Consider the following 24,595-nt stretch of genomic DNA (forward strand, 5'->3'; position numbering starts at 1 on the left):
CTCCTGCACACCAGCTCATTACGAGCAATAGTTGAATCCAACGTCAACTTCGGCACCCGCATCCGGTACCGTGGCCCGCAGTGGAGGCACTCGGCGGACGAGGTGGACACCAGATATGAGCACACCGGACCTGGTAGCGGACTGGACGGCGCTGGGCAGCCGACAACTCGCGGTGAACGGGATCGAACTGCGGGTCGTCGAACACGGCGAAGGGCCGCTGGTGATCTTCTGCCACGGCTTCCCCGAACTCGGATTCTCCTGGCGACATCAGGTCTTCGCCTTCGCCGCGGCCGGATTCCGCACCCTGACCCCCGATATGCGCGGTTACGGCGGTAGTTCGCGACCGGACCGGATCGAGGACTACGCCATGGCCACCCTCTGCGGGGACCTGGTCGGCCTGCTCGACGCGGTCGGCGCGCGGGACGCGATCTTCGTCGGACACGACTGGGGCGCCTCGGTGGTGTGGCAGCTGGCGCTGCGGCATCCGGAGCGGGTGCGAGCGGTGGCCGGGCTGAGCGTGCCGGTCGCGCCTCGCCCCAAGGCGCCGCCGATCTCGATCTTCCGCTCGCGACTGGGCGACGACTTCTACATGTGCTGGTTCCAGGAGCCCGGCGTCGCGGACGCCGTACTGGCCGCCGACGTGCGCCACACCCTCCTGCGCGACGAGGTGATCACCGCCGACGACATGTCCGGCGCCGCGCTCCCGAGCCCACCGAAGTGGTTGTCCGAGGCCGAATTGCGTTACTACACGGACACTTTCACCACGACCGGTTTCACCGGCGGCCTCAACTACTACCGCAATCTCGACCGCGACTGGGAGCTGTCCGCGGATCTGGCCGGGGCGAAGATCACCGCCCCGTCCTACTTCATCGCGGGCGCGGACGACGCGGTGCTGCGCTTCACCCCGCTCGCCAAGATGGACGCCGTCCTCACCGACCTGCGCGGCACCCTGCTGCTCGACGGCGCGGGCCACTGGATCCAGCAGGAACGCGCCGACGAGGTCAGCGCCGCGCTGATCGATTTCGCCCGTGGCGTGCCCGGGAACTGATCCCGCACCCCGCACTACTGTTTGTTTCACCGGATGCCGCAACGGTGCGGCACACATCGATGGGAGACCCGATGGACCTGTTCACCGGTTCCGAACGCGCGCAACGCTATATCGCGGACCTCACGGCCTTCATGGACGAGCGGATCTACCCGGCCGAGGCCGTCTATCAGGAGCAGATGCGCGCCGCCGGTGATCCGCACCATCACCCGCAGATCCTGGAGGATCTCAAAGCGCAGGCGCGCGAGCGCGGGCTGTGGAATCTGTTCCATCCGCATCCGGAGTGGGGTCCGGACCTGACCAATCTGGAGTACGCGCCGCTGGCCGAGATCATGGGCCGCAGCCCGGCGCTGGCCCCCGAGGCGTGCAACTGCGCGGCGCCCGACACCGGGAACATGGAGGTGTTCACGCTGTTCGGCACCGAGGAGCACAAGCAGCGCTGGCTCGAACCGCTGCTGGCCGGGACCATCCGTTCGGCGTTCGCGATGACCGAGCCGGGCGTGGCGAGTTCGGACGCGACCAATATCGAGATGAGTATGCGCCGCGACGGCGACGACTATCTGCTCGATGGCCGGAAGTGGTTCGCCTCCAACGCTTTGCACGCCAACTGCAAGGTGCTGATCGTGATGGGCAAGACCGATCCGGAGGCGCCGCCGCACCGGCAGCAGTCCATGCTGGTCGTGCCGATCGACGCGCCCGGTGTGCGGGTGGTCCGGAATCTGCCGGTCTTCGGGTATCAGGATCGCGAGGGGCACGCGGAGATCGTCTTCGACAACGTGCGGGTGCCCAGCAGCGACGTATTGTCCGGCGAGGGTGAGGGTTTCGCGATCAGCCAGGCCCGGCTCGGGCCGGGTCGCATCCATCACTGCATGCGCGCGATCGGCATGGCCGAGCGTGCCCTGGAACTGATGTGCCGCCGCGCGGAATCGCGCACCACCTTCGGCCGCAAGCTCAGCGAGCGCGCCAATATCCAGGACTGGATCGCCGAGGCCCGCATCGAGATCGAACAGACCCGCCTGCTCACCCTGAAGGCGGCCTGGATGATGGACACCGTCGGCAACAAGCAGGCCCGGGTGGAGATCGCCGCGATCAAGGTGGCCGCGCCGAACATGGCGTTGAAGATCGTCGACCGGGCGATCCAGCTGCACGGCGCGGGCGGGGTCACCGAGGACTTCCCGCTCGCGAGCTTCTGGGCGCATCTGCGCACGCTGCGGCTGGCCGACGGACCCGACGAGGTGCACAAGCGCAGTATCGCGCGCGCCGAACTCGGCAGGTACCGGGAGCCGCGCACGCCCAGGGCGTGAGCGGACTCAGTCCGGTTCGATCCGTAATGCGTTGACCCACAACGCAGTCAGCGTCTCGACCAGTTTCTCGAACGGGATCCGCTGATCCAGCACGAAGACCAGGTAGGCCATCCGGCTGACCATCGCCGAGAGCGCGTGCGCGGTGATCGTCGGATCCAGGTCCGCGGCCGCGCGGCCGGACCGTTGCAGGGCGCGGATCATGCGCGCGTTGCGCTGGACGAACGCGCGGCTGCGGGCGATGCGCAGCCGCCGGAAGTTCTCGTCGACCTGCGCGACCTGTTCGAAGACGGCCATCAGCCGGGCATTTCGCTTGTAGGACAACAGGTATTCGCGATGCGCGGCCTCGATCAGGGCGCACGGATCGGTGATGCCGCTGCGCTCGCGCACGTGCGGATGCAGCATCTCCTCCTGCACCTGTTCGACCACGGCGGCGAAGATCTCGTCCTTACCGTCGAAGTAGGTGTAGAAGGTGCCCGCGGCCACGCCCGCGGCGGCGGAGATATCGGAGATCTTGGCCTCGAGGTAGCCATCGCGTTCGAACACCTCCCGCGCGGCCGCGACGAGTGCGGTCCGGGTGCGGATCCCCCGGCGCGTGCGGGGCGCGGGACGACCCGTCTCCCCTTGGCCCGCAACGGTTTCCGACACCACCCCGATCACCCGCTCCCGGCTCGCCGACGCCTCACTTCGCGACTGCCACGCTATCACCGCGCAGGCCGAATCCGACGTCGGCCGCAGCGGGCTCCACGGGTGCGAGCCGGGGCATTCACGGCATACTCACAGTTGGAATCGGTATGCACAATGCATATAATGTGCACCGTACATACCGGGTCGGTGTGCGCATTCGCGTGTGGTATACCGACATTCGCATACCGCACGCCGAGGCGAAAGGACCGCATGGACAAGCTCACGGACCTGCTCGAGTTCGAGACGATGCTGCTCGGTCGCTACAGCCTGACCTCGCAGCGCGGCGCGGGCCGCCTCGACCGCAGCGCCTACACGCTGCTGTACCGCCTGCGCATGGAAGGCCCGATGTCCATCGGTCAGCTGAGCGAGGCCCTGGGCCTGGACGCCTCGACGGTGAACCGCCAGACCGCCGCCATGCGCAAGGCCGGACTGGTCGACCGGATTCCCGACCCGGACGGCGGCATGGCCCGCAAATTCGAGGTCAGCGCGCAGGGGGCCGCCCAGCTCGAGGCCGATCGCGCCGCGGCCGTCGGACATCTGGACACCATCCTCGCGGACTGGTCCCGCGACGACCTCGGCGCGCTGGTCGGCTTCCTCGAACGCCTCAACACCGATATCGAGCGTTATCACGGCCGCCCCTGGCCTCGTCCCTGAGCCGCTAGTCCGGCGTGTTCGCGGTGGTCGCGTGTGCCGGGATGTGCCGGGCGAACACCGCCCACAGCGCGATACCGACCACGGTCGCGCCCGCGCCGATCTCGCAGACCCGCAGCCAGCCGCCGGATTCGTAGGCCGCGCCCGCGGTGACCGATCCGGCGACGCCGCCGAGGAAGTACATCACCATGTAGGCGGTGGTCAGGCGGCTGCGGGCGGCCGGATCCAGGGCGTAGATCGCGCTCTGATTGGACAGTTGGATGCCCTGCACGCCGAAGTCGAAGATCAGCAGCGCGGCGATCAGCGCGATCACCGAATGCCCGCCCCAGGCCAGCAGCGCCCAGCTGCCCAGCAGGACCAGCCACACCAGCGTGGTCACCGGACGCAGATGGCCGCGATCGGACAGTCGGCCCACCACGGGCGCGCCCAGCGCCCCGGCCACACCGGCGATGCCGAACAGCCCGATCACCACCTCCGAATAGTGGTAATGGCTGCCATGTCCACCGGCGAGCAGGAAGGCCAGCGCGGTCCACACACCCGAAAAGCACGCCATCGCAACGAAACCCAGCACCATCCGATGCCGCAGCATCGGGTGGCGGCGGATCAGCGCCAGGATCGAGACGAGCACCTCGCCGTAGCGTTCACCACTCGCGGCCCGGCCGGTGGTGGGCGTCAGCAGATACACGCTCACCGACATGATCAGCTGGATCGCCGCCGCCACGACCAGCACCGTGCGCCAGCCGCCCAGTTGCGCGATCGCACCGGCCAGCACCCGCGAGGACAGGATGCCCAGCAGCAGACCGCTCATCACGGTGCCGACGACCTGACCGCGACGTCCCGGTTCGGCCAGCGCCGAGGACCACGGCACCACGACCTGCGCGGCCGAGGCGGTGATCCCGGTGACGAACACGGCCGCCAGCAGGATCGGGAAGTTCGGCGCGACCGCCGAGACCACCAGCGCCACCACCGAGGCCGCGAGCAGACCCGGAACCATCCGGCGGCGTTCGAGGAAATCGCCCAGCGGGACCAGCAGCGCGAGCCCGCACAGATAGCCCACCTGAGCGCCGCTGACCAGCAGTGCCGCGGTGGTGGTGGAGATGCGCAGATCGCCCGCGACCTGCTGGAGCAGCGGTTGGAGATAGTAGAGACAGCCCGCGGACGATCCCGCGGTGACCGCGAAGACGAGCACGAGCAGACGGGTGAGCCGGGCCTGCTGCGGCGCGGCGACGGTCGAAACACTCACTCCATCCATGCTCCGGCACCGAGCCGATCAATGGAAGCGATGGATTTCGATAGCCCCATCACTGTTGTAGATGACGACGCTAGGCTCGCGGGATGGAGCTGCGTCAGATCGAATGCTTCCTGGCCTGCCGCGAGTCCGGGTCGTTCACCGCGGCGGCCCGGTCGCTGAATCTCGTGCAGTCCGCGGTGTCCACGAGTGTGGCGAAACTGGAGCGCGAGTTGGGCGCCCGGCTGTTCGACCGGACCCCGCGCGGACTGGAACTCACCGAGGCCGGACGCGCCATCGCCGGACCGGCCGGATCGATGGTGCGCGCCCGCCGGGAGATCACCGACGCCATCGCCGCTGCCCAGGGTGAGGTCCGCGGCGAGGTGGTGATCGGCAACCTGATGAACATCCGCTCCCTGGATCTGGCCGCCGTACTGGCCGATATGCATCGCCGCTATCCGGCGCTGACCTTGCAGATGCGGCAGAGCATGGCGGGGATGAGCGGCAATATCGCCGGACTGCTCGACGGCAGCCTCGATATCGCCCTGTTGGCCGGTTCCACCGACGAGATCCCGGGCCTGAGCCTGTATCCGATCACCGAGGAGACGGTGGTGCTGTGCGTACGGCCGGATCATCCCCTCGCCGGACGACGTTTCCCGCCCGAGGCGCTGGCGGGCGTCCGGTTCATCGACTATCCGCCGGGCTGGGGCATCCGCGGTATCGCCGACGATCGATTCCCGTTGCGCCGCAGCGTGATCGAGGTGGCCGACCAGGAGTTCGCACTCGAATTGGCCGTCCAGGACTTCGGCGTCACCATGGTCCCCCGCTCGGTCGCCGAACGGCAGCGCGACCTGGTCCACATCGATCCCGCCGACGGCCCGATCCCCTGGAAACTCGTCGTCGCCCACGACGCGCAACGCACCCCGTCACACGCGGCACGCACGGTCATCGAGACGTTGCGGAATCTGGGGTGATGTCAGTTCTCGGGCAGTAGGGCCGGGAGTCGGTGAGGGTCGGCCAACACGTCGATCTCGGTGATTCGGCCGTGGGCGACGGTGAAGGCCATGAGGGATGCCGGACGGTCTGCGATGGTTACCAGGACCGCGGCCGCACCGTTCACCAGGACCGGGTGCAGCGTGGCTCGGGGGTGGGCGAAGCGGACGGCTTGGGCGGCCGCCTCGTCGGATCCTGTTGTCTCCCAGAGTTTTCCGGTGCCGAGGTCGCCGCGCAGGATGACGTCCGGGGCGAGGGCTCGGATCAGCGCGGTGAGGTCGCCTCGGCGCGCGGCGGCGAAGAAGGCGTCCACGACGGGGCGTTGATCGGACGGGGTTCCTTCGGGGGTGGGGGCCGCGCGGACCCGGCGACGGGCGCGGCTGGCGAGTTGGCGGGTCGCCTCGGGTGAGCGGTTCAGGATGGCCGCTATCTCGCCGAACGGTACGGCGAAACTGTCGTGCAGGACGAAGGCGATGCGTTCGGCGGGGTCGAGGCGGTCCAAGACGACCTGTAAGGCGAGGCCGACCGAATCCGTCAGTAGCGCTTGGGTTTCCGGTGTCGCGTGGCCGTCGACGGTGACGATCGGATCGGGCAGGCGCACCCCCACGGGCACCTCGTGGCGGGCGTTGCGGGAGCGCAGCAGATCCAGGCAGGTGTGTGCCGTGGCGGTGGTCAGCCAGCCGCCGGGATTGCGCACCGCATCGCCGGGCGTGCGGCGGGTGCGCAGCCACACCTCCTGCAGGGCATCGTCGGCCTCGCTCACCGAACCCAGCATCCGATACGCCATCGCCCGTAGCCGGGGCCTGCTCTGTTCGAGTTCGCGTGTGAGCGAGTCGGTCATCTGTCACAACTCCCGGACGTGATCCGCCATTGGGGTGAGAGGTATTTCCAGCCTAATCAGGAGGGCCGCCGAAATGGCCGTATCGACACAGTCGTCCACCACGCGCACGATCGCCTATTGGACCGCCACCGTGCTCATCGTCGCCGAACTCGGCGTGGGGGGTGTCTGGGACGTGGCACGTATCCCCTACGTTCGCGATCTGGTCGTGCATCTGGGATATCCTACGTATTTCCTTGTGCTGCTGGGGATCTGGAAGATTCTGGGCGCGATCGCGCTGCTGGTTCCGGGACGCGCGCTGCTCAAGGAGTGGGCGTACGCGGGCGCGTTCTTCGTCTACACCGGGGCCATCGCCTCCCATCTGACCACGCGATACGCCCTCGGCGAGGTGGCCGTACTGGCGGTGATGACCGCCTTGACGGTGCTGTCGTGGGCATTGCGCCCGCCGAGCCGACGGCCGGGTCCCGCGGTCACCGCGCGCGCTGTTCGCTGAGGGCGAGCGACGACCCCTGGGCAGCGCCACCGCGTCAGGCTATCCTTACAGCATGGCGAAAGCGGAAGTTCCGGACGAGGGCGGCGCTGCCTGGCGGCGGCTCACCTCTCGTCGCGACGGACCACGAACAGGCGACGAAGCGCTCGCGGCACTGACCGATATCGGTGCGGTGCGCAGGATATTGGACCAATGGGAACTCGGTGCGGTGCGAGCCGCGCGACGCGGCGACAAGTCGTGGGCCGAGATCGCGACCTACCTGGGCGTGACCAGGCAGTCGGCCTGGGAACGCTGGCGGGATCTGGATTCCGAGCCCGCGAGCCCACCGGGCACCGAATCCGCCGTTCCCGCAACGGAATCGGGAATCGGCGAGTGGGAGCGGGATCTGCTCGACGCCGGCGCGCGCACCCGGCGCAGGCGCGCGAACGTCAAGGTGCCCTCGGTCGTCGGGCTCGACTGGGCCGCAGCTCTGCACGCGCTCGCCGGTAAGGGTCTGGTCGCCGCGAACGCCGATTCGGATGTGCCGCTACCGGATCCGACCGAATCGGGGTGGTTCGTGACCGATCAGAGCCCGGAATCCGGCGCGCGGGTGTCCGGCGGGTCGGTGGTGCGAGTATGGTTGCGGCGCAACGGCGGCGCTGGTGTGCGCGAACCGCGTGAACCGCTCCCGCCGCTGCGCTCGATTCCGGAAGTGCCCGAACCGACCGGTCGGGCCGCGAGCTGAGTTACCGGTGCGGAGTCACCGAAATACCCCGGCGTACTCGTGATTCCGCACCGCCGCGACGGGTTGGCAGCAATCTGGCATCACCGTCTCGAGATCCACACAGGCTGGCGCCGATCAATGAAGTATGGACACGATACAGCCGCGCTCGGCGCGACGTGGATGGCTGTCGGTTGTCGTCGGCGCGGTCGGTGCCGTAGCGATCACGGCGGGCATCATCACGACGCCGATGGCCCGGGCGGCCGCACACAATTCCCCTGCCGCACAACACAGCAGCGCGCCGACCGCCGCGCCCGTGGCGAATCTGCCGACGCTGCCGGGTCTGCCGAGCATTCCGATCCCCCAGTTGCCCAGCGGTTCGGCGGGAATCGCGCCCGCCCCGCCGCAGCAGTCGCCCGCGGCGTTGGCGCAGCAGATGCAGGCCGCGATCACGGCCGCGTCACCGGGCACCCAGGTCGGCATCGACGTGGTCGACACCACCACCGGCGCGACCGTCGCCGACCTCAACACCGGCCAGCAGTTCTACACCGCGTCCGTGGTCAAACTGCTGATCGCCCTGGACGCGCTGAATTCCCAAGGCTGGCAGCCTGATCCGGCGACCACCGCACAGCTCGAGCAGATGCTCTCGGCCAGCGACGACACCATCGCCGATACGCTCTGGGACGCCGACGGCGGCAGCGCGATCGTCAGCCGGATGGCCGGCCTGATGGGTCTGCCCGGCACCCAACCGCCGGACGATCCGAGTCAGTGGGGCGAAACGCTCACCACCGCACAGGATGTCGTCACCGTGTACCGGTATCTGACCAACACGGTCCCGCAGGCGGCCCGCGATGTCGTGATGGCCGGTCTGCAGGGCGCGGACCGGACCGCCGCCGACGGCACATACCAGTACTTCGGCATTCCCGACGGGCTCACCGGCGCGGACTGGGCGATCAAACAGGGCTGGATGTCCCTGGACGACTCCACCACCCTGGACACCACCGGTCTGGTCGGTACCGGAGCCGGACAGCCATTGCGTTACGTGGTCGTCGTGCTGAGTCGTCAGCCCGCCGGAATCAGCTGGACGACCGGGGGCAATGCGCTCACGGCGGGCGTGCGGGTCCTGCACGGCACGGTGTAGTGAGCTACTGCCGCAGCATGTGAACCCATTCCCGGCTCGTCGTCAGACACCGATCACGGGCAGCGGCGAACAGGGCCACACTCCGCACCCCCGGCCAGTCGGCGGGCAGCATCGAGGGCGGCAGACCCGGATCGATGTACGGGATGATGCGCCATTCGTCCAGCAGCGGAACGAATTCCACGAACGCCCCGCGCGGATCGAGCTGTCGCGACTGCGTGGATTCCGCATGCCGCGCCAGGAATTCGCGATGCCGCACGGCGATCCCGTCCAGATCCCACCAGCGCGCCGCGGCCTCGGACATCGAATCCGGGACCGCCACCGAGGTCGCCACGAAGGTCGTCACACAGTCCGACAATCCCAGTGCCGCAACGATATCGGTGACCTCCGCCGCGAGGTACTCCGGTGCGATCCACAGTCCCGGCGAAACCGTGCCGCAGCCGATCCAGCCGAGCCGCCGACGCAGCTGATGCCGGGCCGCGCGCAGGGTTTCGGGGATGGTGAACGAGATCAGCAGCCACGCGTCGGCATCGGTCATCTGCCGGAATCCGAAGATCCGGCGGTCACCGCGCGCGTACATCGCCTCGGCCTGGGCGGTCAGGCGGTATCCGGCGCGGCCGTCGCGGACCGCGGCGGCCAGTACGCCCCGGCGCTTGAGGCGGGTGACCGCGATCCGGGTCGCCTCGGCGGCAATTCCCAACTCGCGCATCAGTTCCACGAGTTCGGCGATGGCCGCCCAACCGCCCAGCTCACCCCGATACGCACCCAGGACGGTGCGGATCAGCGAAGTCGCACTGCCCGGACGCGAATCGAAGTCGTCCAGGATCGCGTGCTCAGGCGAGGAGTTCGTCACGGATTGCCAGTATGCCCGCCGCGGTCTCGCCGAACCCGGTACTCAACGGGCTCAACCCGATTCGCAATCCTTCCGGTGGCCGGAAATCGGGGATCACGCCGCGCTGCCACAGCTTTCCGGTGATCTCGGCGAAGCGCGGATGGTCGATGATGATGTGGCCGCCGCGCCGCTCCGGATCGGTCGGCGAACCGATCTCCACCCCGAGCGGAACCAGTAGCTCGCGCGTGAGATCGAGGGAGTATTCGGTCAGCGCAAGAGATTTCGCGCGCACGGCGGCCATGCCGACCTCACCGATGAGCGCCAGGGTGTCCTGGATCGCGAGCATGCCCAGGATCGGCGGGGTGCCGCTGATCAGCTGCCGGATGCCTTGTGCCGGTTCATATCCCTGCGCCATCGCGAACGGCTGGTCGCGCCCCATCCACCCCCAGATCGGCTGCCGGAAACGGTCCTGATGTTCGGCCCGGACGTAGCCGAACGCGGGAGAACCCGGGCCGCCGTTGAGGTATTTGTAGGTGCATCCGACGGCGAGATCCACTGCCCAGGAATCGAGTTCGAGCGGCACCGAGCCGACCGAGTGGCACAGGTCCAGCAGCAGTAGCGCGCCCGCGTCGTGTGTCACCAGGGCCGCGGCCGCGGCGTCCAGGAGATAGCCCGACCGGTAGGCGACGTGTCCGAGCACGACCAGTGCGGTCCGCTCGGAGACGACCGCCGCCAGCTGCTCGACTCCGACGCCGCCGCGCGGGTCCGGTTCGATCCAGCGCAACGTCGATCCGTGATCCTGCGCAATGGATTCCAGGATGTAGCGGTCGGTCGGGAAGTTGTCCCGGTCCACGACGATCTCGGTGCGCTCGGGCCGCAGCGCGATCGCGCCGCGCGCCAGTTTGTACAGCAGCACGGTGGTGGAATCGCCGATGGTGGTCTGGCCCGGGGCCGCGCCCAGCACGGTGTCGGCGAGCATATCCCCGATGGTGATCGGCAGGTCGAACCACTGCTCGTCCCAGCCGCGGATCAGCCGCCCGCCCCACGCGCCGGTGACGAACGCGTTGATCCGCTCGGCGCTCGCGCGCAACGGGCGGCCCAGCGAATTGCCGTCCAGGTAGGCGACCACCTCCGGATCGTCCGAGCCGACGAACCGATCCCGGTAGGCGCGCAACGGATCTCGCGCGTCCAGCTCGGCGGCGCGGGCGAGCAGTGCTGATGTCATGAACGTCCAATCTCGGTGCGGACCGCGAACAATTCGGGAAAGAAGCTCAGCTCCAACGCTTTCCGCAGGAATTCCACACCACTCGACCCGCCGGTGCCGGGTTTGGTCCCGATGGTGCGCAGCACGGTGCGCATATGCCGGAAACGCCAGAGCTGGAAGTTCTCCTCGAGGTCGACGAACTCCTCGAACGCCTCGTACACGGCCCAGTGTTCGCGATGCTGTTCGTAGACCGAGCCGATCAGCGGGATCAGCTCCGGATTCATCGTGTAGGGCGCGCTCACCTCGCGGGTCAGCGCGGATTCGGGGACCGCGTAGCCGAGTCGGGACAGGCAGTGCCAGAACGCGTCGTACAGGCTCGGTTCGCCGAGTAGCCCGCCCAGCAGCGCGTGGGCCGCCGGGTCGGCCTCGAAGATCTCCAGCATGCCGGCGTTCTTCGCGCCGAGGACGAATTCGACCGCGCGGTACTGATAGGACTGGAAGCCCGAGGAATTGCCCAGGAAGCCGCGGAACTGGGCGTATTCGGTGGGCGTGAGGGTGGCCAGCACCGACCACTGTTCGGTCAGGGTCTTCTGGATGTGTTTGACCCGGGCCACGCATTTGAGGGCCGCGCCCAGATCGTCCTCGTCCAATGCCGTACGCGCGGCGAGGATTTCGTGCAGGACGAGCTTGAGCCACAGCTCGCTGGTCTGGTGCTGGATGATGAACAGCAGCTCGTCGTGATGCTCGGGACGGCTCACCGGTTTCTGCGCGGACAGCAGGGTGTCGAGGTCCAGATATTCGCCGTAGCTCAGACGGGAACGGAAATCGCGGACCACGCCCGGTTCGATGGCCCTGCTGCCGGATTGTGCGCCCATGGTGACCTCGCGAATGTTCGACTACGCTCCCATATTACATAATTCTGACGACCGCCGCATCTATGTCATCGGGAGTTGCTCGTGCACACCGCCACACCGCTTGTCGACATCGTCTTCGCGCCGCACACGGTGGCCGATCGCCGCACCGTCGCCGATCTGATCGATCGCGCGCTCGATGCCCGAGAGCTTCGGGGTGAAGTCGTATTCGCCACGGATGCAACGCAATTCGCTGCCGCGACGAAAGCGGCGGCGCAACGCGGTGAGTTCATCGTGATTCCCGGCGACGGAACCGCGTTCACCGCACCAGCCAGCGGCGTGATCCGGGTCGACCTCGGCCGTGCGGCCGCCGACCGGTCCGACACCGTCCGCGCGCACATCCGCGAACGCGGCCTGGATGGCCTGCGCTTCGCGATCGACAGCTGGTATCACCATCGCCTGCATCCGGCCACGGTCGTGCGCTACGGCGAGCACCACGAACAGCGAGCCGAACTGCGTCTCCCCGACGGGCCTGGACCGTTTCCCACGGTCGCGCTGTTCCACGGCGGCTATTGGCGGTCGCGCTGGGCACTGGATCTCATGGACGCCCTCGCGATCGACCTGACCGCCCGGGGGTATCTCACCTGGAATGTCGAATACCGCCGCCCCGATGAATACGGTTGGGCGGCAACGACTCACGATATCGCCGAGTCGATACAGGCACTCGCTCGCATCGAGGCAGCCGACCCCGCGCGGATCGTCCTGGCCGGACACTCGGCCGGAGCACAACTGGCTTTACGCGCCGCAGCCGACGCGGTCGCCGAACGCGCACCGATCCGCCCGTGCCTCGCCGTCAGCCTGGCGGGCGTCCTGAATCTGCGCACCGCCGACGACCGCGGACTCAGCGAGGGCGCAACCGCGGCAGCCCTGGGTGGCCACCACTCCGAACTTCCTGAGCTCTACCGCCACTCCTCCCCCATCGACCGACTCCCCCTGGACGTCCCGCAACTGATCGTCAGCGCCCTGCACGACGACCCGAACCTGCTGGAGATGAGTCGCGAATACCGTTATGCGGCAAAGACTTCCGGCGATCCGGTGACACAGCTCGAAGGCCCGGGCAGCCACTTCGCCGTCATCGACCCGACCGGCGAACTCTGGGCCCGCACGGCGTCCGCTATTACCGCCATAAGTTGAGGGCGTCTCGACGGTGTCGCCGCACATCGTCCGAACGAGCGATCTCACCCCCTGGGACCCAGGTCGAGCGTTTCGGCGAACAGCCATCCGATACCAACCGGCACGTCCGCCCATCGACAATTTTCCGACGTCCGACCATTGCGGGATTGTATGAGACCCCGAGTCCCATATACTCTGGAGGGACGAGCCGATGCATCACGCCCGCTGGACCCGGGGCGGATCACCGGCACTGGCTCAGGAGGCACCGATGACGTTGTCCGATACCTGGCGCGCCGACCCCTTCGGCGCGCACTACCGCGACATGCTGGCGACGCTGTCCGATGGATCGGTGCGCCGGAATTTCGATCCCTATCTCGACATCGATTGGGACAGTCCGGAACTCGCCATCGACCGGGACGACCCGCGCTGGGTGCTCGATCCCGATATCGATCCGCTCGGCGCGACCGACTGGTACCGGGCGCTGCCGCTGGAACGGCAGATCGAGATCGGCCGCTGGCGGGTGGCCAATGTGGTGAAGGTCGGGCTGGCCTTCGAGACGGTGCTGATCCGCGGCCTGATGCAGTACGTGCTCAAACTGCCCAACGGGGCCCCGGAGTTCCGGTACTGCATGCACGAGATGACCGAGGAGTGCAACCACATCCAGATGTTCCAGGAGCTGGTGAACCGCATCGGCGAGGACGTTCCGGGGATGCGCCCGATATTCAAGGCGCTGTCGCCGTTCATCGGCGTGGCGGGTGGATATGCGCACGTCATCCTGGTGATCGGCATCCTGGGCGGCGAGGAGCCGATCGATCATTATCAGAAGGCGATGATCCGCGCCGGGGATCGGCTGCCGCCCGCGGTGCTGCGCACGATGCAGATCCACATCGCCGAGGAGGCCCGGCACATCTCCTTCGCGCACGAATTCCTCACCGCGCACATCGATAAGATGGGTGCGTCCGGAAAAGCGGTGTGCGCCTTGGCATTCCCGCTGGCCATGCGCTGGCTGGCCGGGGAGATCATGACCCCGCCGAAGTCCTTCGCCACCCGTTTCGACATCCCCCTCGAGGTCTTCAAGGACGCGTTCTGGCGGGCCCCGCTGTCCCGGCAGGTGCTGTCCGGTTACTTCGACGACGTGCGCAAACTCGCCGACGACCTGGGACTGCGGCCGCCGCTGGCGCGCAAGGTCTGGCAGCTGCTGCACATCGACGGCGATTCCTCGCGTTACCGCAGCGAACCGCCGCGCCGGCTCAACCCGCCGACCGCCCGTGTCGCTTCCTGACCGGGATCAGCGTTCGACCGTGGCCAGGGCCTCGATGAGTTGCAGCAGCGGCAGATCGGGGTCCAGCACCACACCGTGCGCGCGGGACACGCCGTCCAGCACGCTCCACGCGTAACCCGCCACCTCCGCGATCAACCGGTGGCGGGACAGCGGCGGATTCGGGTCGCGGGACCAGCGGGTCACCGTCGCCTCGGTCATCGAGACGATGGCGAAGGTCATGGTGTCGACCACGGGTGGATCCGCGACGCCGACCACCCCGCCCAGACCGGTCACCAATTGCGCGGCGCGGCGGGTGATGCTGCTCAGCAGGCCGGTGAGCGCGTCGGTCCCGTCCTCGTCGCCCTCGGCGGGTCCGGTGCGCAGGAATTCGTGCAGCCGCGGATGGTCACAGATCCAGTCGACCACCACTCCGACCGTGCGAGTCAGGATCTGCGCGATCGACCCCTCGCCGATGTCCAGGGCCGCGTCCAGGGCGTCGGTGAAGCGCTCGCCGATCGCCGAACGCACCCGGCGATCGAGTTCCTCACGGCCCGAGAACTGCCGGTACAGTACGGATTTCGCCAATCCGGCGCGGGCGGCGATCTGCCGGGCGGAGATGTCCGCGCCGACCGGAGTCTGTTCCACCAACTCGATGGCCGCCTGCACGATCAGCGCCCGGCGCTGGTCGTTGTGCGGCTGCCAGCGCGTCTGTCGTCCGCCCGCCACCTCCGGGGACGCCGCTGCTGTGGACACCCCAGCAGTGTAGGCCGCACGCGCGGCGCGCCCGTACCGGTCGGGATACTTCAGCGCGTGTCCCGCCAGCGGGCGATGGTGCGGCCGATCTCGGTGACGGGCTGTTCGCGATACATCCACTCCCGCGCCAGCCGGTGCCAATTGTTGGTGCATCCGAGCTGACCGAGCGCGGCCAGGGTGAACAGATCCACCCGACGCGAGAACACGTGTTCGGGAGGCAGCCGCTGACTGCGCATGCCGCGAAATTCCGCCGACCGCGGATCGATCGCGAGAACCAGTGCGCCGGTGGCGAATTCGGGGTCCAGGGTGATCGGCTCGTCGAGCAGCTGCCAACCGGCCGCCGCCCAGACGTACTCCAGGCATTCGCGCACGCTCACCCCCGAATCCGGATCGATGATCCCCCGGCGCACCCAGCCGTCGTACAGGTCCGGACCGCGCTGTTCGACCGCGGCCTGCATGGCCGCGCGTTCCAGTTCGACATGGGCGGGATCCATGCTGTGGTAGAGCCCGAAATCCACGAAGGCCAGGCGGCCGTCGGCGGCGAGCAGGATATTGCCCGGATGCGGGTCGCCGCAGAATTCGTATGCGGTGAAGACCGGATCGATGTAGAAGCGGTAGATCAATTCGCCGCATCGATCGCGGTCGGTCTCGGGCAGTTTCCGGAGCCGGTCGAAGGACTGCCCGTCGACGAATTCGCTCACCAGAATGCTTGGGCGGCAATACTCTTCGATGCTGTCCGGCACCAGGATGTACGGGTGGCCGCGATAACGTTCGGCCACCCGATGCTGATTGCGGGCCTCGCGCGGATAGTCCAGTTCGCTGCCGATATTGCGGGCGATCTCGTCGAGAACGTCACTGTCGGCGGCACTGGGCAGCATGGATTTCCACAGTCGGCTGAACATCGCCAGATTGCGCATATCCGCCTCGACGGCCTCGTCCACGCCCGGATATTTCACCTTCACCGCGACCTCGCGACCGTCACGCAGTTTCGCGCGGTAGACCTGACCGATCGAGGCCGCCGCGATCGCGGTCTCGTCGAAGTCGGCGAAGGTGCGCGACAGCGGGCCCAACTCGTCCTCGAGGACCGTCCGCATCCGGTCGAACGGCACCTGCGGTGCGTGATCACGCAATTCGGCGAGTTTGGCGCGGAACATCTCGCGATGTTCGTCCGGCAGCAGATCGACATCCAGGACCGACAGCATCTGACCCAATTTCATTGCCGCGCCCCGCAATCCACCCAAAACGGTCACCAGTTGTTGCGCGGATTGCAGAGTGGAGCGTTCGGCGAGCACCCGGCGGGCCTGTTCGGTGCGGCCCAGCATCGATAATCGGGTGCCGACCCCGCGAATGGTCTGTTCCGCGGCGAGCCTGCCCAGCGTGCCGCCGCGCGCCAGCCGCCCCTTCGGAACCCGAGCACCCATTGGTCGAACCTCCCTCACCCGCGCCACATCGCGCGGATTCGCCACACTCTTCGCACTTTTCCCGATATCGGCAACCCCCGCCGGTCTAAGCTGAGCACCGCTCATTTCTCCGACCGCAGGCAGGAGGGTAGCGATGCCACCGAAGGCTGTTGGCCAGCGTCGCCGTCCGACACAGGAACGTGCCAGGGCGACAAGGGAACTCATCCTGGACACCGCCGCCCGATTGTTCGGCGAGCGCGGAATCGCCGAGACCTCCACCAACCGGATCGCGGCCGAGGCCGGGATCAGTATCGGCACCGTCTACCGGTACTTCTCCGATCGCGCGGTCATCGTCGAGGAGTTGCTGCGCAGGCTGCTCGAGAGCGTCGAACAGCGGCTCACCCAGCATGCGCTGGGCGTGGGCGACCGGTCCATTCTCGAGCAGGTGACCCGGATTCTGGAGGTCGTCACCGACGAACTGGTGGACAATGCCCGGCTGGTGCGGGCGCTGGTGGCCGGGGTGCAGTTCTACAGCAGCGGGATTCCCGAGTTCGAACCGCGTTTGCGGCTGCTGGTCAAGGTGATGGTCATCCAGATGCTCGGGCCCGGCGACGACCATCGCTACGACGTGATCAGTTTCGTGCTGATGAATACCTGTTTCGCCGCGGTGCTGCGGGTTTCGGCGCTCGAGGTCGACAGTACCGAGCGGCAGGAATCCATCGCGATGACCGCGCAGATGATCACCGCCTGGTGCGAGGCCGAGGTCGCCGCGCAGGCCGCGTGAGAGGTGCGGCAAAGGTGAGCACTCTGCCATCTCCGGACGTCGTCACCACTCCGCAAGCGGGCCCGATCGTCACCATATTCGCTGGTAGAGCGGATAATTGGCGTCCGCTGAGAATTGCCCGAAGAGGAGTAGAAGGTGAGCTATCGCTCGGATTACCGTCTTCGATAGGGCTGACGTCCGGTAACAGCTAACGGGACCGGATCCACGCCCGCCCCGCGTGCAATCGGCGCGGGGACGCCGGTGACAGGAGGTCACACGTGACGATCGACAGCCTCGCCCGCCTGGAACCGCACGCGGTGCCGCAGCCGATCTCCGCATCGGTCCGCGATATCGACGTACTCACCCGCGCCGTGCTGGCCCGGCTCACCGAATCCGCCGGAATATCCGACGGTTCCGAGGAACTCGTCGCCGCGGATCTCAAGGGTGTCGTGCGGGCCTGCGCGGAGTTGACGATCCGGGCTATGGGCGGCGGCCCGCTACCGTGTCCCGCCGAACGGCTGGAGAACGCCGCGGGCGGGTGCGCCCGGGGTGGGATTCCGATCGATACGGTGCTGTCGGTGGTGCGGGCGGTGTTCGGCGTGGCGCTGGGGCAGATGTTCGCGCGCACGAGTCCGGCGAACAGTCGCGGCGTGCTCACCGCCACCGCCGTGATCGTGAAGCTGTCGCAGGTGTGCACCACCGCGGTCGGCAAGGCGTACGTGCGGGAACGTCGCGCGGAGGCGGCCGAACAGCAGACCGCGGCGCACACGCTGACCTCCGCGCTGCTGTCCGGGACCAGTGCGGCGACGGCCGGTGCCCGCGAATTACCCGTCGCCGCACGGTATTTCGTGCTAGCTCTGGGGCTGGCCGCCCATCCCGACGAGACCCTGCCGCATCTGGACCGGCAGGTCGTCGCCCGGCGCAAACTCCGTCGGGTGCAGGCCGAACTGGCGACCGCGCTCGCGGGACAGGCGTTGTCGCTGCTGTCCGTGGACGGCGGCACAGTGCTCGTACCCTCCACGGCCGCAACCGATTCCGAGCTGGACACGCTGGTCGGCGGCTTGTCCCGCGCGGCCCAGACGCCAATCACCGTCACCGTCGTCACCGCCGCCCCGCCGGACGTCCCCGCGGCCGCCCACCTCGCGCACGAACTCCTCGACACCGTCCAGCATCTGGGCCTGGGCCCCGGCCTCTACCGCTTCACCGAACTGGCCCTGCAATATCAGCTCACCCGCCCCGGCACCGCCCGCGACGCCCTCGAAACCCGGCTCACCCCGCTGGACGACCACCCCGACCTGCTGGAAACCCTGCGCATCTACATCGCCGCCAACCTCAGCCGGGTCCGCACCGCCCGCCTCCTGAACGTCCACCCCAACACCGTCGACTACCGCCTCCGCCGCATAACCACCCTCACCGGCTTCGACCCCGCCGAAACCACGGGCCTGTGGTACCTCCACTCCGCCCTGGTCGCCCGCATGGGCCGCCCCCGCCCGACCCCACTCCATGTGCCCGCCGACCGTGTCGACAGTGACTGCGCCTGACCCACTCGTCCGGAAGGCATCCCGAACCACACCGCAACTCCGACGAACCGTTACAGTTCGGATCGTGGGCGGAGCGGTGCGGCAGCGGATTGCGGTGGTCGGTACATCCGGTTCCGGTAAAACCACTCTGGCCCAACGAATTTCCCGGAAGTTGGACATACCGCACATCGAGCTCGACGCCATCCACCATCAGGTCGGCTGGGTTCCTCTGCCCGAGCTGGAATTTCGGGCCGCTGTGACCGAGCGGATCGGGGGTGAGGCGTGGGTGACCGATGGCAACTATCGCGGCAAACTCGGAGATCTGGTGTGGCGCAAGGCCGATACCGTGGTCTGGTTCGATCTGCTGCGGTGGCTCGTCACCTTCCAGATCGTGCGCCGCACCTTAGGCCGCGTGCTCACCCGGCGGACGCTGTGGAACGGCAACCGGGAAACCTGGCGCGACATCCTCACCCTCGATCCCCAACGCTCGATCATCGTCTGGTCCTGGAATTCCCACGCCACCAACCGCATACGCAACTTGGCGGCACAGGACGATCCCGCTTACAGCCACATCGAATTCGTCCGCATCCGATCGCATCGTGATGCGGACGCATTCCTCGACAGTCTGGGCCGCTCGAGGTGAGGCGGCCGTAGCGGCGAATCCTCGGGGTGTCAGCGGCTGGAAGTGTTGCGCCAGCGGGAGAGTCGGCGTTCGACGGTGACGAGTACGCCGTTGAAGATCAGGCCCACCAGGGCGATGGCGATGATGCCCGCGTACATGTCGGGGATCTGGAAGTTCTGCTGGGCGGCGGTGATCAGGTAGCCGAGTCCGGCTCGCGCGCCGACCATTTCGGCCGCGATCAGCACCAGGATCGCGCCCGAGGCGCCCATGCGCAGGCCGGTGAAGATCGACGGCACCGCGGAGGGGAGGATCACCTTCCAGTACAGCTTGATCGGTGACAATCCCAGGGACACAGCGGATTTCACCAGCAGCGGATCGGCCGTGCGCACACCGGTGATGGTGTTCAGCATGATCGGGAAGAATCCGGCGTAGACCACCAGGGCGACCTTCGAGGTCTCCCCGATCCCCAGGATCAGGATGAACACCGGCAGCAGGGCCAGCGCGGCGGTATTGCGGAACAGCTCCAGAATCGGCCCGAGGAAGTCCGCCACCGGGCGGAACCAGGCGATCGCGATGCCCACCGGCACACCGATCACCACGGCCAGCGCGAAACCGCTCAGCGAACGCCCCAGACTGGCCGAGACGTGCTCCCACATCTGCCCGTTGCGCACGAGTTCCACGAACGCCTGCGCGACCGTCGAGAACGGCGGCAGGAAGATCTGATCGACCAATCCGACCCGGGGCGCGATCTCCCACACGGCCAGGAACAGCGCGATCGCGATGAACGGTTTGCCGAATCGCCATGCGGTGCGGCCGACGATGCGTAGCAGCCGGGTAGCGGTGAAGCGGCGTTCGGCAGTCGCGGGGGGCGCAGGGGATTCTGTTGCGGCCGAGGATGACTCGACGTCACCAGCCACCCCGGCAACGACTGCCACTTCCCCAGCGACAGCATCACCGGCAGCCTCGTCGGCCGCAACGTCCGCGCCCACGAGATCGGATGCCGCGACACCGACCCCCGAGGTATCCGATTGCCGCACAGGGTGATCCGGTGTCTCCACGCTCGAATCGCGCGCGGCATCCGATTCGGTCTCGATCACACGATCGGCGGTGGGTAATGCGCTAGACATGGGCGGCTCTCCTGTCGAGTACCTGTGCGGCCGATGCTCCGACGCCGGGTTGTCCGGTGCCGGCGACCTCGCTGTGCAGCAGCGTCCAGATGTGGTGGCGGATCTCCCGGAAACGCTCGGAGGAGCGGATATCGGTCGCCTCGGGGTCCGTATCGTCCGGCCGGTCCAGATCGATGTCCACGATCGCCTTGACCCGCCCGGGACGCGCGGTGAGCACCGCGACACGCTGGCCCAGATACACCGCCTCGTCGATACCGTGGGTGATGAACAGAATGGTCTTCCCGGTACTGCGCCAGATCCGTAACAGCTCGTCCTGCAACGTTTCCCGGGTCTGGGCGTCGAGCGCGGCGAACGGCTCGTCCATCAGCAGCACCTCCGGATCGAAGGCCAGGCTGCGCGCGATCGCCACCCGCTGTTTCATCCCACCGGACAGCTCGTGCGGGTACCGGTCACCGAATCCGTGCAGACCCACCAGTTCCAGATAGTGTTCGGCGATCGAGCGGCGCTCCCGACGGCGAATTCCCTTGGCCTCCAAGCCGAATTCGATATTGGCCCGCGCACTGCGCCACGGCAGCAGCGCGTACTGCTGGAAAACGATGCCGCGATCCAGCCCCGGCCCGGTGATCGGCGCACCGTCCAGCAGCAACTGCCCGCTGCTCGGTTTGCTGAGCCCGCCGAGCAGATCCAGCAGCGTCGATTTACCCGAACCACTCGGCCCGACCAGCACCAGGAATTCACCATCGGTCAACTCGAGGCTGACATCCTCGAGCGCGGTGAAACTCTCCCGCTCACCACGCACCTGGAACTCCTTGCGCACGCCGTCCAGAACGAGTTTCGCCGATGTGCTCATTTCGCCACCTCCTCACCGTTGGGCCCGCTGTTCGGCGAATAGGTGCCGTCGGCGTAGGGATTGAATTCATTGGTGTAGACGTTCTTCGCGACGACCTTGCCCGCGGGCAGCTGATTGTTGCGCACCAGCCAGTCGATCCAGATCTGCAATTCCCGATCCGCGATGACCGCCCCGGGAACCGGAATCCCGGAACTCCGGTAGTACTTCAGCAGATTCGTGTTCTCGTTCCGCCCACGTTTGTGGATGATGTCGGCCAACCGGGCCACCACCTGATCATGCGGCGTCACCTGTAGCCAGCGGGTGGCGCGAGCGGTGCCCTGCACGAAATCCCGGACCGCGTCCCGGTGCTGCTGAATGAAATCCTTGCGGAACACGTATGTGCCGTAATCGAATTGGCCGAACAGATTCTTGTCGGTGTAGAGCGTGTGCACCCCACCGCGCGCGACGGCGGTCTCCAGGAATACGTTCCCCAATGCGGCCACATCGATCTGACCGGTGCGCAACGCCTCCTCGGTGCTGTTGGGCGGCAATACCAGGAACTGGACCTGCGCGATCTCCGATTCACTCAATCCCTGCTGATGCAACCATTCCCGGGTGATGAACTCGTGGTGCGCGCCGAGGGTGTTGATACCGACCTTCTTGCCGATCAGGTCCCGCGCGGTCTTGATCCCCGAGTCATCGCGCACGAAGTATCCCGTATAGGACAGCTCGTCGGCCCCGTACGAACTCAGTACCGAGGTGACCGGCGCACCACCGGCGACCAGTTTGACCACCGCGCCGTTGAACGCGCTGCCGAACTCGACCTGCTTGGTGGCTGCGGCCTGAATATTCGCCGGGCCGCTGGTGGTGTCGCCCAGCCACTGCAACCGGACCTTGGAGAAATAGCCGAGGTCAGCGGCCAGTTCGACCGGCGTCACGGTGCCGGTCTGCCCCTGATAGCGCAGGATGGTCCTACCGTCGGCGGTGGTGCCCGCCCCGTGGGTGCCGCACGCGCTCAACGCGGCGGCGACGAGGGGAACGGCCAGAGTGCCCGCGATCGCACGCATCGCGCGCGACCGCCGTAATCGGAACAGCATGAGGTGGAACTTTCACTGAATACGCTTGTGGTACAGCGTGTTACGGATGGGTTGAGTGCCGTGCCGCATCGGCGCCGACGTCAACCGCAACAGGTGACCGAGGCCAAGCGCATCAGATCGACGGTGCGGCGCCGGGTCAGCGGAACGCACAGGTTCATCCCAACTCCTTTGCGACCGTGTGGAATTCGCGACGATCCGGGATGGAGGCAACCATCGTTCCTCCTGGCTCTCGACGCGACCTGTCGAGAAACTATGGCCGCCCGCCCCGGCCCACGACAAGAGTTGCGCGCAGCGCGAGCCGAGACCTGTTGCGGCCGCTGGGTGGTGTGCCGCAGACCCCGCGCGCACGGATTAAGGTCTGTGGGGAGAACTGGATTCGAACTTCCCGAGGAGCCGACCGGGTGCTGCGAGACGTCAGCGTTGCCGCTGCGGTGATCGTGATCGCCGTGACCACCGCGCAGCCGTGTGCGGCCGACCCCCTGCCGTGGGCGCCCGCGCCCGTGAACGCCTGCGGGGAAGCGGGTTTCGATCCGCAGGCCCGGACGCCGAATCCGGCCGTCACGCCCGCGCCCGCACCGCCCGCACCGGCGCAGCCGCCGACCATCCAGGTGCAGGTACTGCAACCCGAGATCACGCCGGTGAAGATCCCCAAACAGCTGCACAACACCCGGATCGCGGCGACGCTACCTGCCGATATGTGCGCCAACCCGTGCCCGCAGCTGGCGGGTGGGCAGGCACGGACCTCGTATCCGATCCCGCCGGGCACACCGACCTGGCCCGAGGGTCGACCGAAACCCACGACCGCCACGCCCACCACCACGCCCCGGCCCACCACCACACCACCACCGACCAGCGCGGCTCCCGCGACCCCGTGGCAACTGCCGCAGATCAAGCTCGTCCCGCAGCCGGAGACGATCCCGCTGCCGGTCACGCTGCTCGGCCCGGACGTCACCGGCCCACGCCCGCACCCGATTCCGCCGGTGGTCCATCCGCCGGTGCAGCCCGCACCCGTGACGCGTCCACTCGTCCCCTTCCACATCGACGACGTCTACCCCGTGACCCAGCTGACCGGCCCGGGATCGCAGAACCGCACCGATGTGCGCTGGCAGGTGGACGACACCGACCTGGGCCTGATGTGGGAGTCCGCGCCCGGACGGATCGCGGTCGCCTTCGGCGATACCTTCGGCACCGGTTTCCACGACGGCGGCCCGAGCGGTGGTGACTGGCGCAGCAATGTCATCGGTTTCAGCTCCGATCGCGATCTCGCGCACGGCATGAAGATCGACAGCATGGTCTCGGACGCCCCCTGCCACGCCACCGAGGTGCTCGGCAGTTACAAGGTGAACAATTTCGAGGTCACCGTCATCCCGACATCCGGCTTCGCCCTGGGCAATCGGCAATTCCTGAGCTACATGTCCGTGGCGCGCTGGGCGAAGAAACCGGGCCGCTGGTGGACCAACTACGGCGGCCTGGCCTACTCCGACGACGGCGGGCAGACCTGGGTGGACGACGAACAGGTCCGCTGGGACAACGTCTTCGGGCAGGGCCAGTTCCAGGTGGTGGCGATGGTGCCGCACGACGGGTACGTCTACATGTTCGGCACACCCAACGGACGTTTCGGCACCATCGCCCTCGCGCGCGTCCCGCAGGCGGACATCCTGAACAAATCGGCCTACCAATACTGGATCGACGGCTTCTGGCGCCCCACCCTCCAGATCCCCGGCGCCGGAATCGAACTCACGGCCAGCCCCATCATGTCCGGTATCGCCGGTGAACTCTCGGTCCGCTTCGACACCGCCGCGAACCGCTGGGAGATGAGCTACCTCGACGCGGACAACAACGTCCTGCAACTCCGCCGCTCCACCACCCCGCAGGGCACCTGGTCCACCCCCGCCACCCTCCTGCACACCGCCGACTACCCCTCCGGCTACGGCGGCTTCATCCACCCCTGGTCCACCGCCCACGACCTGTACTTCACATTGTCGGAATGGCGCCACTACAACGTCTACCTCATGCACGCGTCCATCCACTGACCTCGGCCGCATGTACTCATCGACACACGAAATACCAAGTGGCGCAGGTCGATGAGATC

24 protein-coding genes are annotated in these 24,595 nt (G+C 67.5%); 13 read left to right on the forward strand and 11 right to left on the reverse strand.

Annotated features, from left to right (window positions below):
- Nucleotides 1-115: 115 nt before the first annotated feature.
- Nucleotides 116-1,048, forward strand: coding sequence for an alpha/beta fold hydrolase (locus NRB20_RS02745; protein WP_153407533.1), 933 nt, complete (start codon nt 116-118; stop codon nt 1,046-1,048).
- A 71-nt stretch (nt 1,049-1,119) separates the two neighbouring features.
- Nucleotides 1,120-2,349 carry an acyl-CoA dehydrogenase family protein gene (locus tag NRB20_RS02750; RefSeq protein WP_153407534.1) on the forward strand — a complete coding sequence of 410 codons (1,230 nt, stop codon included), beginning with the start codon at nt 1,120-1,122 and terminating at the stop codon, nt 2,347-2,349.
- Nucleotides 2,350-2,355: 6 nt separating this feature from the next.
- Here the strand turns inward: NRB20_RS02750 and NRB20_RS02755 are convergent, their stop codons facing one another.
- On the reverse strand, nt 2,356-2,994 hold the full coding sequence (locus NRB20_RS02755) for a TetR/AcrR family transcriptional regulator (RefSeq protein WP_406603770.1): 639 nt from the start codon (nt 2,992-2,994) through the stop codon (nt 2,356-2,358).
- A gap of 249 nt (nt 2,995-3,243) precedes the next feature.
- On the opposite strand from NRB20_RS02755, the gene NRB20_RS02760 reads away from it, so the two are divergent.
- Nucleotides 3,244-3,687, forward strand: coding sequence for a MarR family winged helix-turn-helix transcriptional regulator (locus tag NRB20_RS02760; RefSeq protein WP_153407536.1), 444 nt, complete (start codon nt 3,244-3,246; stop codon nt 3,685-3,687).
- 4 nt (nt 3,688-3,691) lie between these two features.
- Here NRB20_RS02760 and NRB20_RS02765 read toward each other — a convergent pair whose 3' ends face one another.
- On the reverse strand, nt 3,692-4,927 hold the full coding sequence (locus NRB20_RS02765) for an MFS transporter (protein WP_319944366.1): 1,236 nt from the start codon (nt 4,925-4,927) through the stop codon (nt 3,692-3,694).
- A 92-nt stretch (nt 4,928-5,019) separates the two neighbouring features.
- Between NRB20_RS02765 and NRB20_RS02770 the strand changes: the two genes are divergently transcribed.
- The gene (locus NRB20_RS02770) at nt 5,020-5,886 is read left to right on the forward strand and encodes a LysR family transcriptional regulator (protein ID WP_153407538.1); all 867 of its coding nucleotides are present in this window, start codon (nt 5,020-5,022) and stop codon (nt 5,884-5,886) included.
- A gap of 2 nt (nt 5,887-5,888) precedes the next feature.
- On the opposite strand, the gene NRB20_RS02775 is transcribed toward NRB20_RS02770, so the two are convergent.
- Nucleotides 5,889-6,746: a sigma factor gene (locus NRB20_RS02775; RefSeq protein ID WP_153407539.1), complete on the reverse strand. Its 858-nt coding sequence runs from the start codon at nt 6,744-6,746 to the stop codon at nt 5,889-5,891.
- Between the two features lie 73 nt (nt 6,747-6,819).
- On the opposite strand from NRB20_RS02775, the gene NRB20_RS02780 reads away from it, so the two are divergent.
- The 3 genes from NRB20_RS02780 (at nt 6,820) to NRB20_RS02790 (ending at nt 9,074) form a co-directional block, all read left to right on the forward strand.
- On the forward strand, nt 6,820-7,236 hold the full coding sequence (locus NRB20_RS02780) for a DoxX family protein (protein ID WP_153407540.1): 417 nt from the start codon (nt 6,820-6,822) through the stop codon (nt 7,234-7,236).
- A gap of 52 nt (nt 7,237-7,288) precedes the next feature.
- Nucleotides 7,289-7,957 (forward strand): PASTA domain-containing protein, encoded by a 669-nt coding sequence (locus NRB20_RS02785; RefSeq protein WP_153407541.1) that lies wholly within the window; start codon nt 7,289-7,291, stop codon nt 7,955-7,957.
- A 124-nt stretch (nt 7,958-8,081) separates the two neighbouring features.
- A complete protein-coding gene (locus tag NRB20_RS02790) occupies nt 8,082-9,074 on the forward strand; it encodes a serine hydrolase (RefSeq protein WP_227833114.1) in 993 nt (330 codons plus the stop codon).
- A gap of 4 nt (nt 9,075-9,078) precedes the next feature.
- Here NRB20_RS02790 and NRB20_RS02795 read toward each other — a convergent pair whose 3' ends face one another.
- Genes NRB20_RS02795 through NRB20_RS02805 form a run of 3 tightly spaced genes read right to left on the reverse strand, consistent with a single transcriptional unit; the run spans nt 9,079 to nt 11,982 of the window.
- On the reverse strand, nt 9,079-9,924 hold the full coding sequence (locus NRB20_RS02795) for a PaaX family transcriptional regulator (protein WP_319944367.1): 846 nt from the start codon (nt 9,922-9,924) through the stop codon (nt 9,079-9,081).
- The gene (locus NRB20_RS02800) at nt 9,905-11,128 is read right to left on the reverse strand and encodes a kynureninase (RefSeq protein WP_153407542.1); all 1,224 of its coding nucleotides are present in this window, start codon (nt 11,126-11,128) and stop codon (nt 9,905-9,907) included. Before NRB20_RS02800 ends, NRB20_RS02795 begins: the two co-directional genes overlap by 20 nt.
- The gene (locus tag NRB20_RS02805) at nt 11,125-11,982 is read right to left on the reverse strand and encodes a tryptophan 2,3-dioxygenase (RefSeq protein WP_153407543.1); all 858 of its coding nucleotides are present in this window, start codon (nt 11,980-11,982) and stop codon (nt 11,125-11,127) included. The genes NRB20_RS02800 and NRB20_RS02805 overlap by 4 nt, the downstream gene beginning before the upstream one ends.
- Before the next feature lie 81 nt (nt 11,983-12,063).
- On the opposite strand from NRB20_RS02805, the gene NRB20_RS02810 reads away from it, so the two are divergent.
- Nucleotides 12,064-13,152: an alpha/beta hydrolase family protein gene (locus tag NRB20_RS02810; protein ID WP_319944368.1), complete on the forward strand. Its 1,089-nt coding sequence runs from the start codon at nt 12,064-12,066 to the stop codon at nt 13,150-13,152.
- A 247-nt stretch (nt 13,153-13,399) separates the two neighbouring features.
- Nucleotides 13,400-14,413 carry an AurF N-oxygenase family protein gene (locus NRB20_RS02815; RefSeq protein WP_153407545.1) on the forward strand — a complete coding sequence of 338 codons (1,014 nt, stop codon included), beginning with the start codon at nt 13,400-13,402 and terminating at the stop codon, nt 14,411-14,413.
- 6 nt (nt 14,414-14,419) lie between these two features.
- Here the strand turns inward: NRB20_RS02815 and NRB20_RS02820 are convergent, their stop codons facing one another.
- Nucleotides 14,420-15,145 (reverse strand): TetR/AcrR family transcriptional regulator, encoded by a 726-nt coding sequence (locus NRB20_RS02820; protein WP_319944369.1) that lies wholly within the window; start codon nt 15,143-15,145, stop codon nt 14,420-14,422.
- Nucleotides 15,146-15,195: 50 nt separating this feature from the next.
- Entirely contained in the window at nt 15,196-16,566 is a 1,371-nt protein-coding gene (locus tag NRB20_RS02825; RefSeq protein WP_153407547.1) for an ABC1 kinase family protein, read from the reverse strand.
- Nucleotides 16,567-16,699: 133 nt separating this feature from the next.
- On the opposite strand from NRB20_RS02825, the gene NRB20_RS02830 reads away from it, so the two are divergent.
- From NRB20_RS02830 to NRB20_RS02840, 3 genes are all read left to right on the forward strand, one after another.
- Nucleotides 16,700-17,329, forward strand: a complete 630-nt coding sequence (locus NRB20_RS02830) for a TetR/AcrR family transcriptional regulator (RefSeq protein WP_153407548.1) — start codon at nt 16,700-16,702, stop codon at nt 17,327-17,329.
- A gap of 257 nt (nt 17,330-17,586) precedes the next feature.
- Nucleotides 17,587-18,849, forward strand: coding sequence for a PucR family transcriptional regulator (locus tag NRB20_RS02835; protein WP_319944370.1), 1,263 nt, complete (start codon nt 17,587-17,589; stop codon nt 18,847-18,849).
- Between the two features lie 64 nt (nt 18,850-18,913).
- Nucleotides 18,914-19,471 (forward strand): P-loop NTPase family protein, encoded by a 558-nt coding sequence (locus tag NRB20_RS02840; RefSeq protein WP_319944371.1) that lies wholly within the window; start codon nt 18,914-18,916, stop codon nt 19,469-19,471.
- A 29-nt stretch (nt 19,472-19,500) separates the two neighbouring features.
- Here NRB20_RS02840 and NRB20_RS02845 read toward each other — a convergent pair whose 3' ends face one another.
- The 3 genes from NRB20_RS02845 to NRB20_RS02855 form a co-directional block, all read right to left on the reverse strand.
- Nucleotides 19,501-20,280, reverse strand: coding sequence for an ABC transporter permease (locus NRB20_RS02845; RefSeq protein ID WP_153407831.1), 780 nt, complete (start codon nt 20,278-20,280; stop codon nt 19,501-19,503).
- A gap of 289 nt (nt 20,281-20,569) precedes the next feature.
- Entirely contained in the window at nt 20,570-21,427 is an 858-nt protein-coding gene (locus NRB20_RS02850) for an ABC transporter ATP-binding protein (RefSeq protein WP_153407550.1), read from the reverse strand.
- On the reverse strand, nt 21,424-22,503 hold the full coding sequence (locus tag NRB20_RS02855; protein WP_153407551.1) for an ABC transporter substrate-binding protein: 1,080 nt from the start codon (nt 22,501-22,503) through the stop codon (nt 21,424-21,426). Before NRB20_RS02855 ends, NRB20_RS02850 begins: the two co-directional genes overlap by 4 nt.
- A 401-nt stretch (nt 22,504-22,904) precedes the next feature.
- Here NRB20_RS02855 and NRB20_RS02860 point away from each other — a divergent pair, with 401 nt between their 5' ends.
- On the forward strand, nt 22,905-24,536 hold the full coding sequence (locus tag NRB20_RS02860) for a DUF4185 domain-containing protein (protein ID WP_319944372.1): 1,632 nt from the start codon (nt 22,905-22,907) through the stop codon (nt 24,534-24,536).
- The last annotated feature ends 59 nt before the right edge of the window (nt 24,537-24,595 follow it).

This window comes from Nocardia macrotermitis (genome assembly GCF_009604405.1).
Taxonomy (GTDB): domain Bacteria; phylum Actinomycetota; class Actinomycetes; order Mycobacteriales; family Mycobacteriaceae; genus Nocardia; species Nocardia macrotermitis.

What these genes read in the sequence shown, in the direction of transcription:
- NRB20_RS02790 (WP_227833114.1), top strand. Translation starts at nt 8,082, where the DNA reads ATGGACACGATACAGCCGCGCTCGGCGCGACGTGGATGGCTGTCGGTT.
- NRB20_RS02800 (WP_153407542.1), bottom strand. Translation starts at nt 11,128, where the DNA reads ATGACATCAGCACTGCTCGCCCGCGCCGCCGAGCTGGACGCGCGAGAT.
- NRB20_RS02750 (WP_153407534.1), top strand. Translation starts at nt 1,120, where the DNA reads ATGGACCTGTTCACCGGTTCCGAACGCGCGCAACGCTATATCGCGGAC.
- NRB20_RS02785 (WP_153407541.1), top strand. Translation starts at nt 7,289, where the DNA reads ATGGCGAAAGCGGAAGTTCCGGACGAGGGCGGCGCTGCCTGGCGGCGG.
- NRB20_RS02770 (WP_153407538.1), top strand. Translation starts at nt 5,020, where the DNA reads ATGGAGCTGCGTCAGATCGAATGCTTCCTGGCCTGCCGCGAGTCCGGG.
- NRB20_RS02780 (WP_153407540.1), top strand. Translation starts at nt 6,820, where the DNA reads ATGGCCGTATCGACACAGTCGTCCACCACGCGCACGATCGCCTATTGG.
- NRB20_RS02760 (WP_153407536.1), top strand. Translation starts at nt 3,244, where the DNA reads ATGGACAAGCTCACGGACCTGCTCGAGTTCGAGACGATGCTGCTCGGT.
- NRB20_RS02825 (WP_153407547.1), bottom strand. Translation starts at nt 16,566, where the DNA reads ATGGGTGCTCGGGTTCCGAAGGGGCGGCTGGCGCGCGGCGGCACGCTG.
- NRB20_RS02775 (WP_153407539.1), bottom strand. Translation starts at nt 6,746, where the DNA reads ATGACCGACTCGCTCACACGCGAACTCGAACAGAGCAGGCCCCGGCTA.
- NRB20_RS02815 (WP_153407545.1), top strand. Translation starts at nt 13,400, where the DNA reads ATGACGTTGTCCGATACCTGGCGCGCCGACCCCTTCGGCGCGCACTAC.
- NRB20_RS02745 (WP_153407533.1), top strand. Translation starts at nt 116, where the DNA reads ATGAGCACACCGGACCTGGTAGCGGACTGGACGGCGCTGGGCAGCCGA.
- NRB20_RS02805 (WP_153407543.1), bottom strand. Translation starts at nt 11,982, where the DNA reads ATGGGCGCACAATCCGGCAGCAGGGCCATCGAACCGGGCGTGGTCCGC.
- NRB20_RS02855 (WP_153407551.1), bottom strand. Translation starts at nt 22,503, where the DNA reads ATGCTGTTCCGATTACGGCGGTCGCGCGCGATGCGTGCGATCGCGGGC.
- NRB20_RS02830 (WP_153407548.1), top strand. Translation starts at nt 16,700, where the DNA reads ATGCCACCGAAGGCTGTTGGCCAGCGTCGCCGTCCGACACAGGAACGT.
- NRB20_RS02850 (WP_153407550.1), bottom strand. Translation starts at nt 21,427, where the DNA reads ATGAGCACATCGGCGAAACTCGTTCTGGACGGCGTGCGCAAGGAGTTC.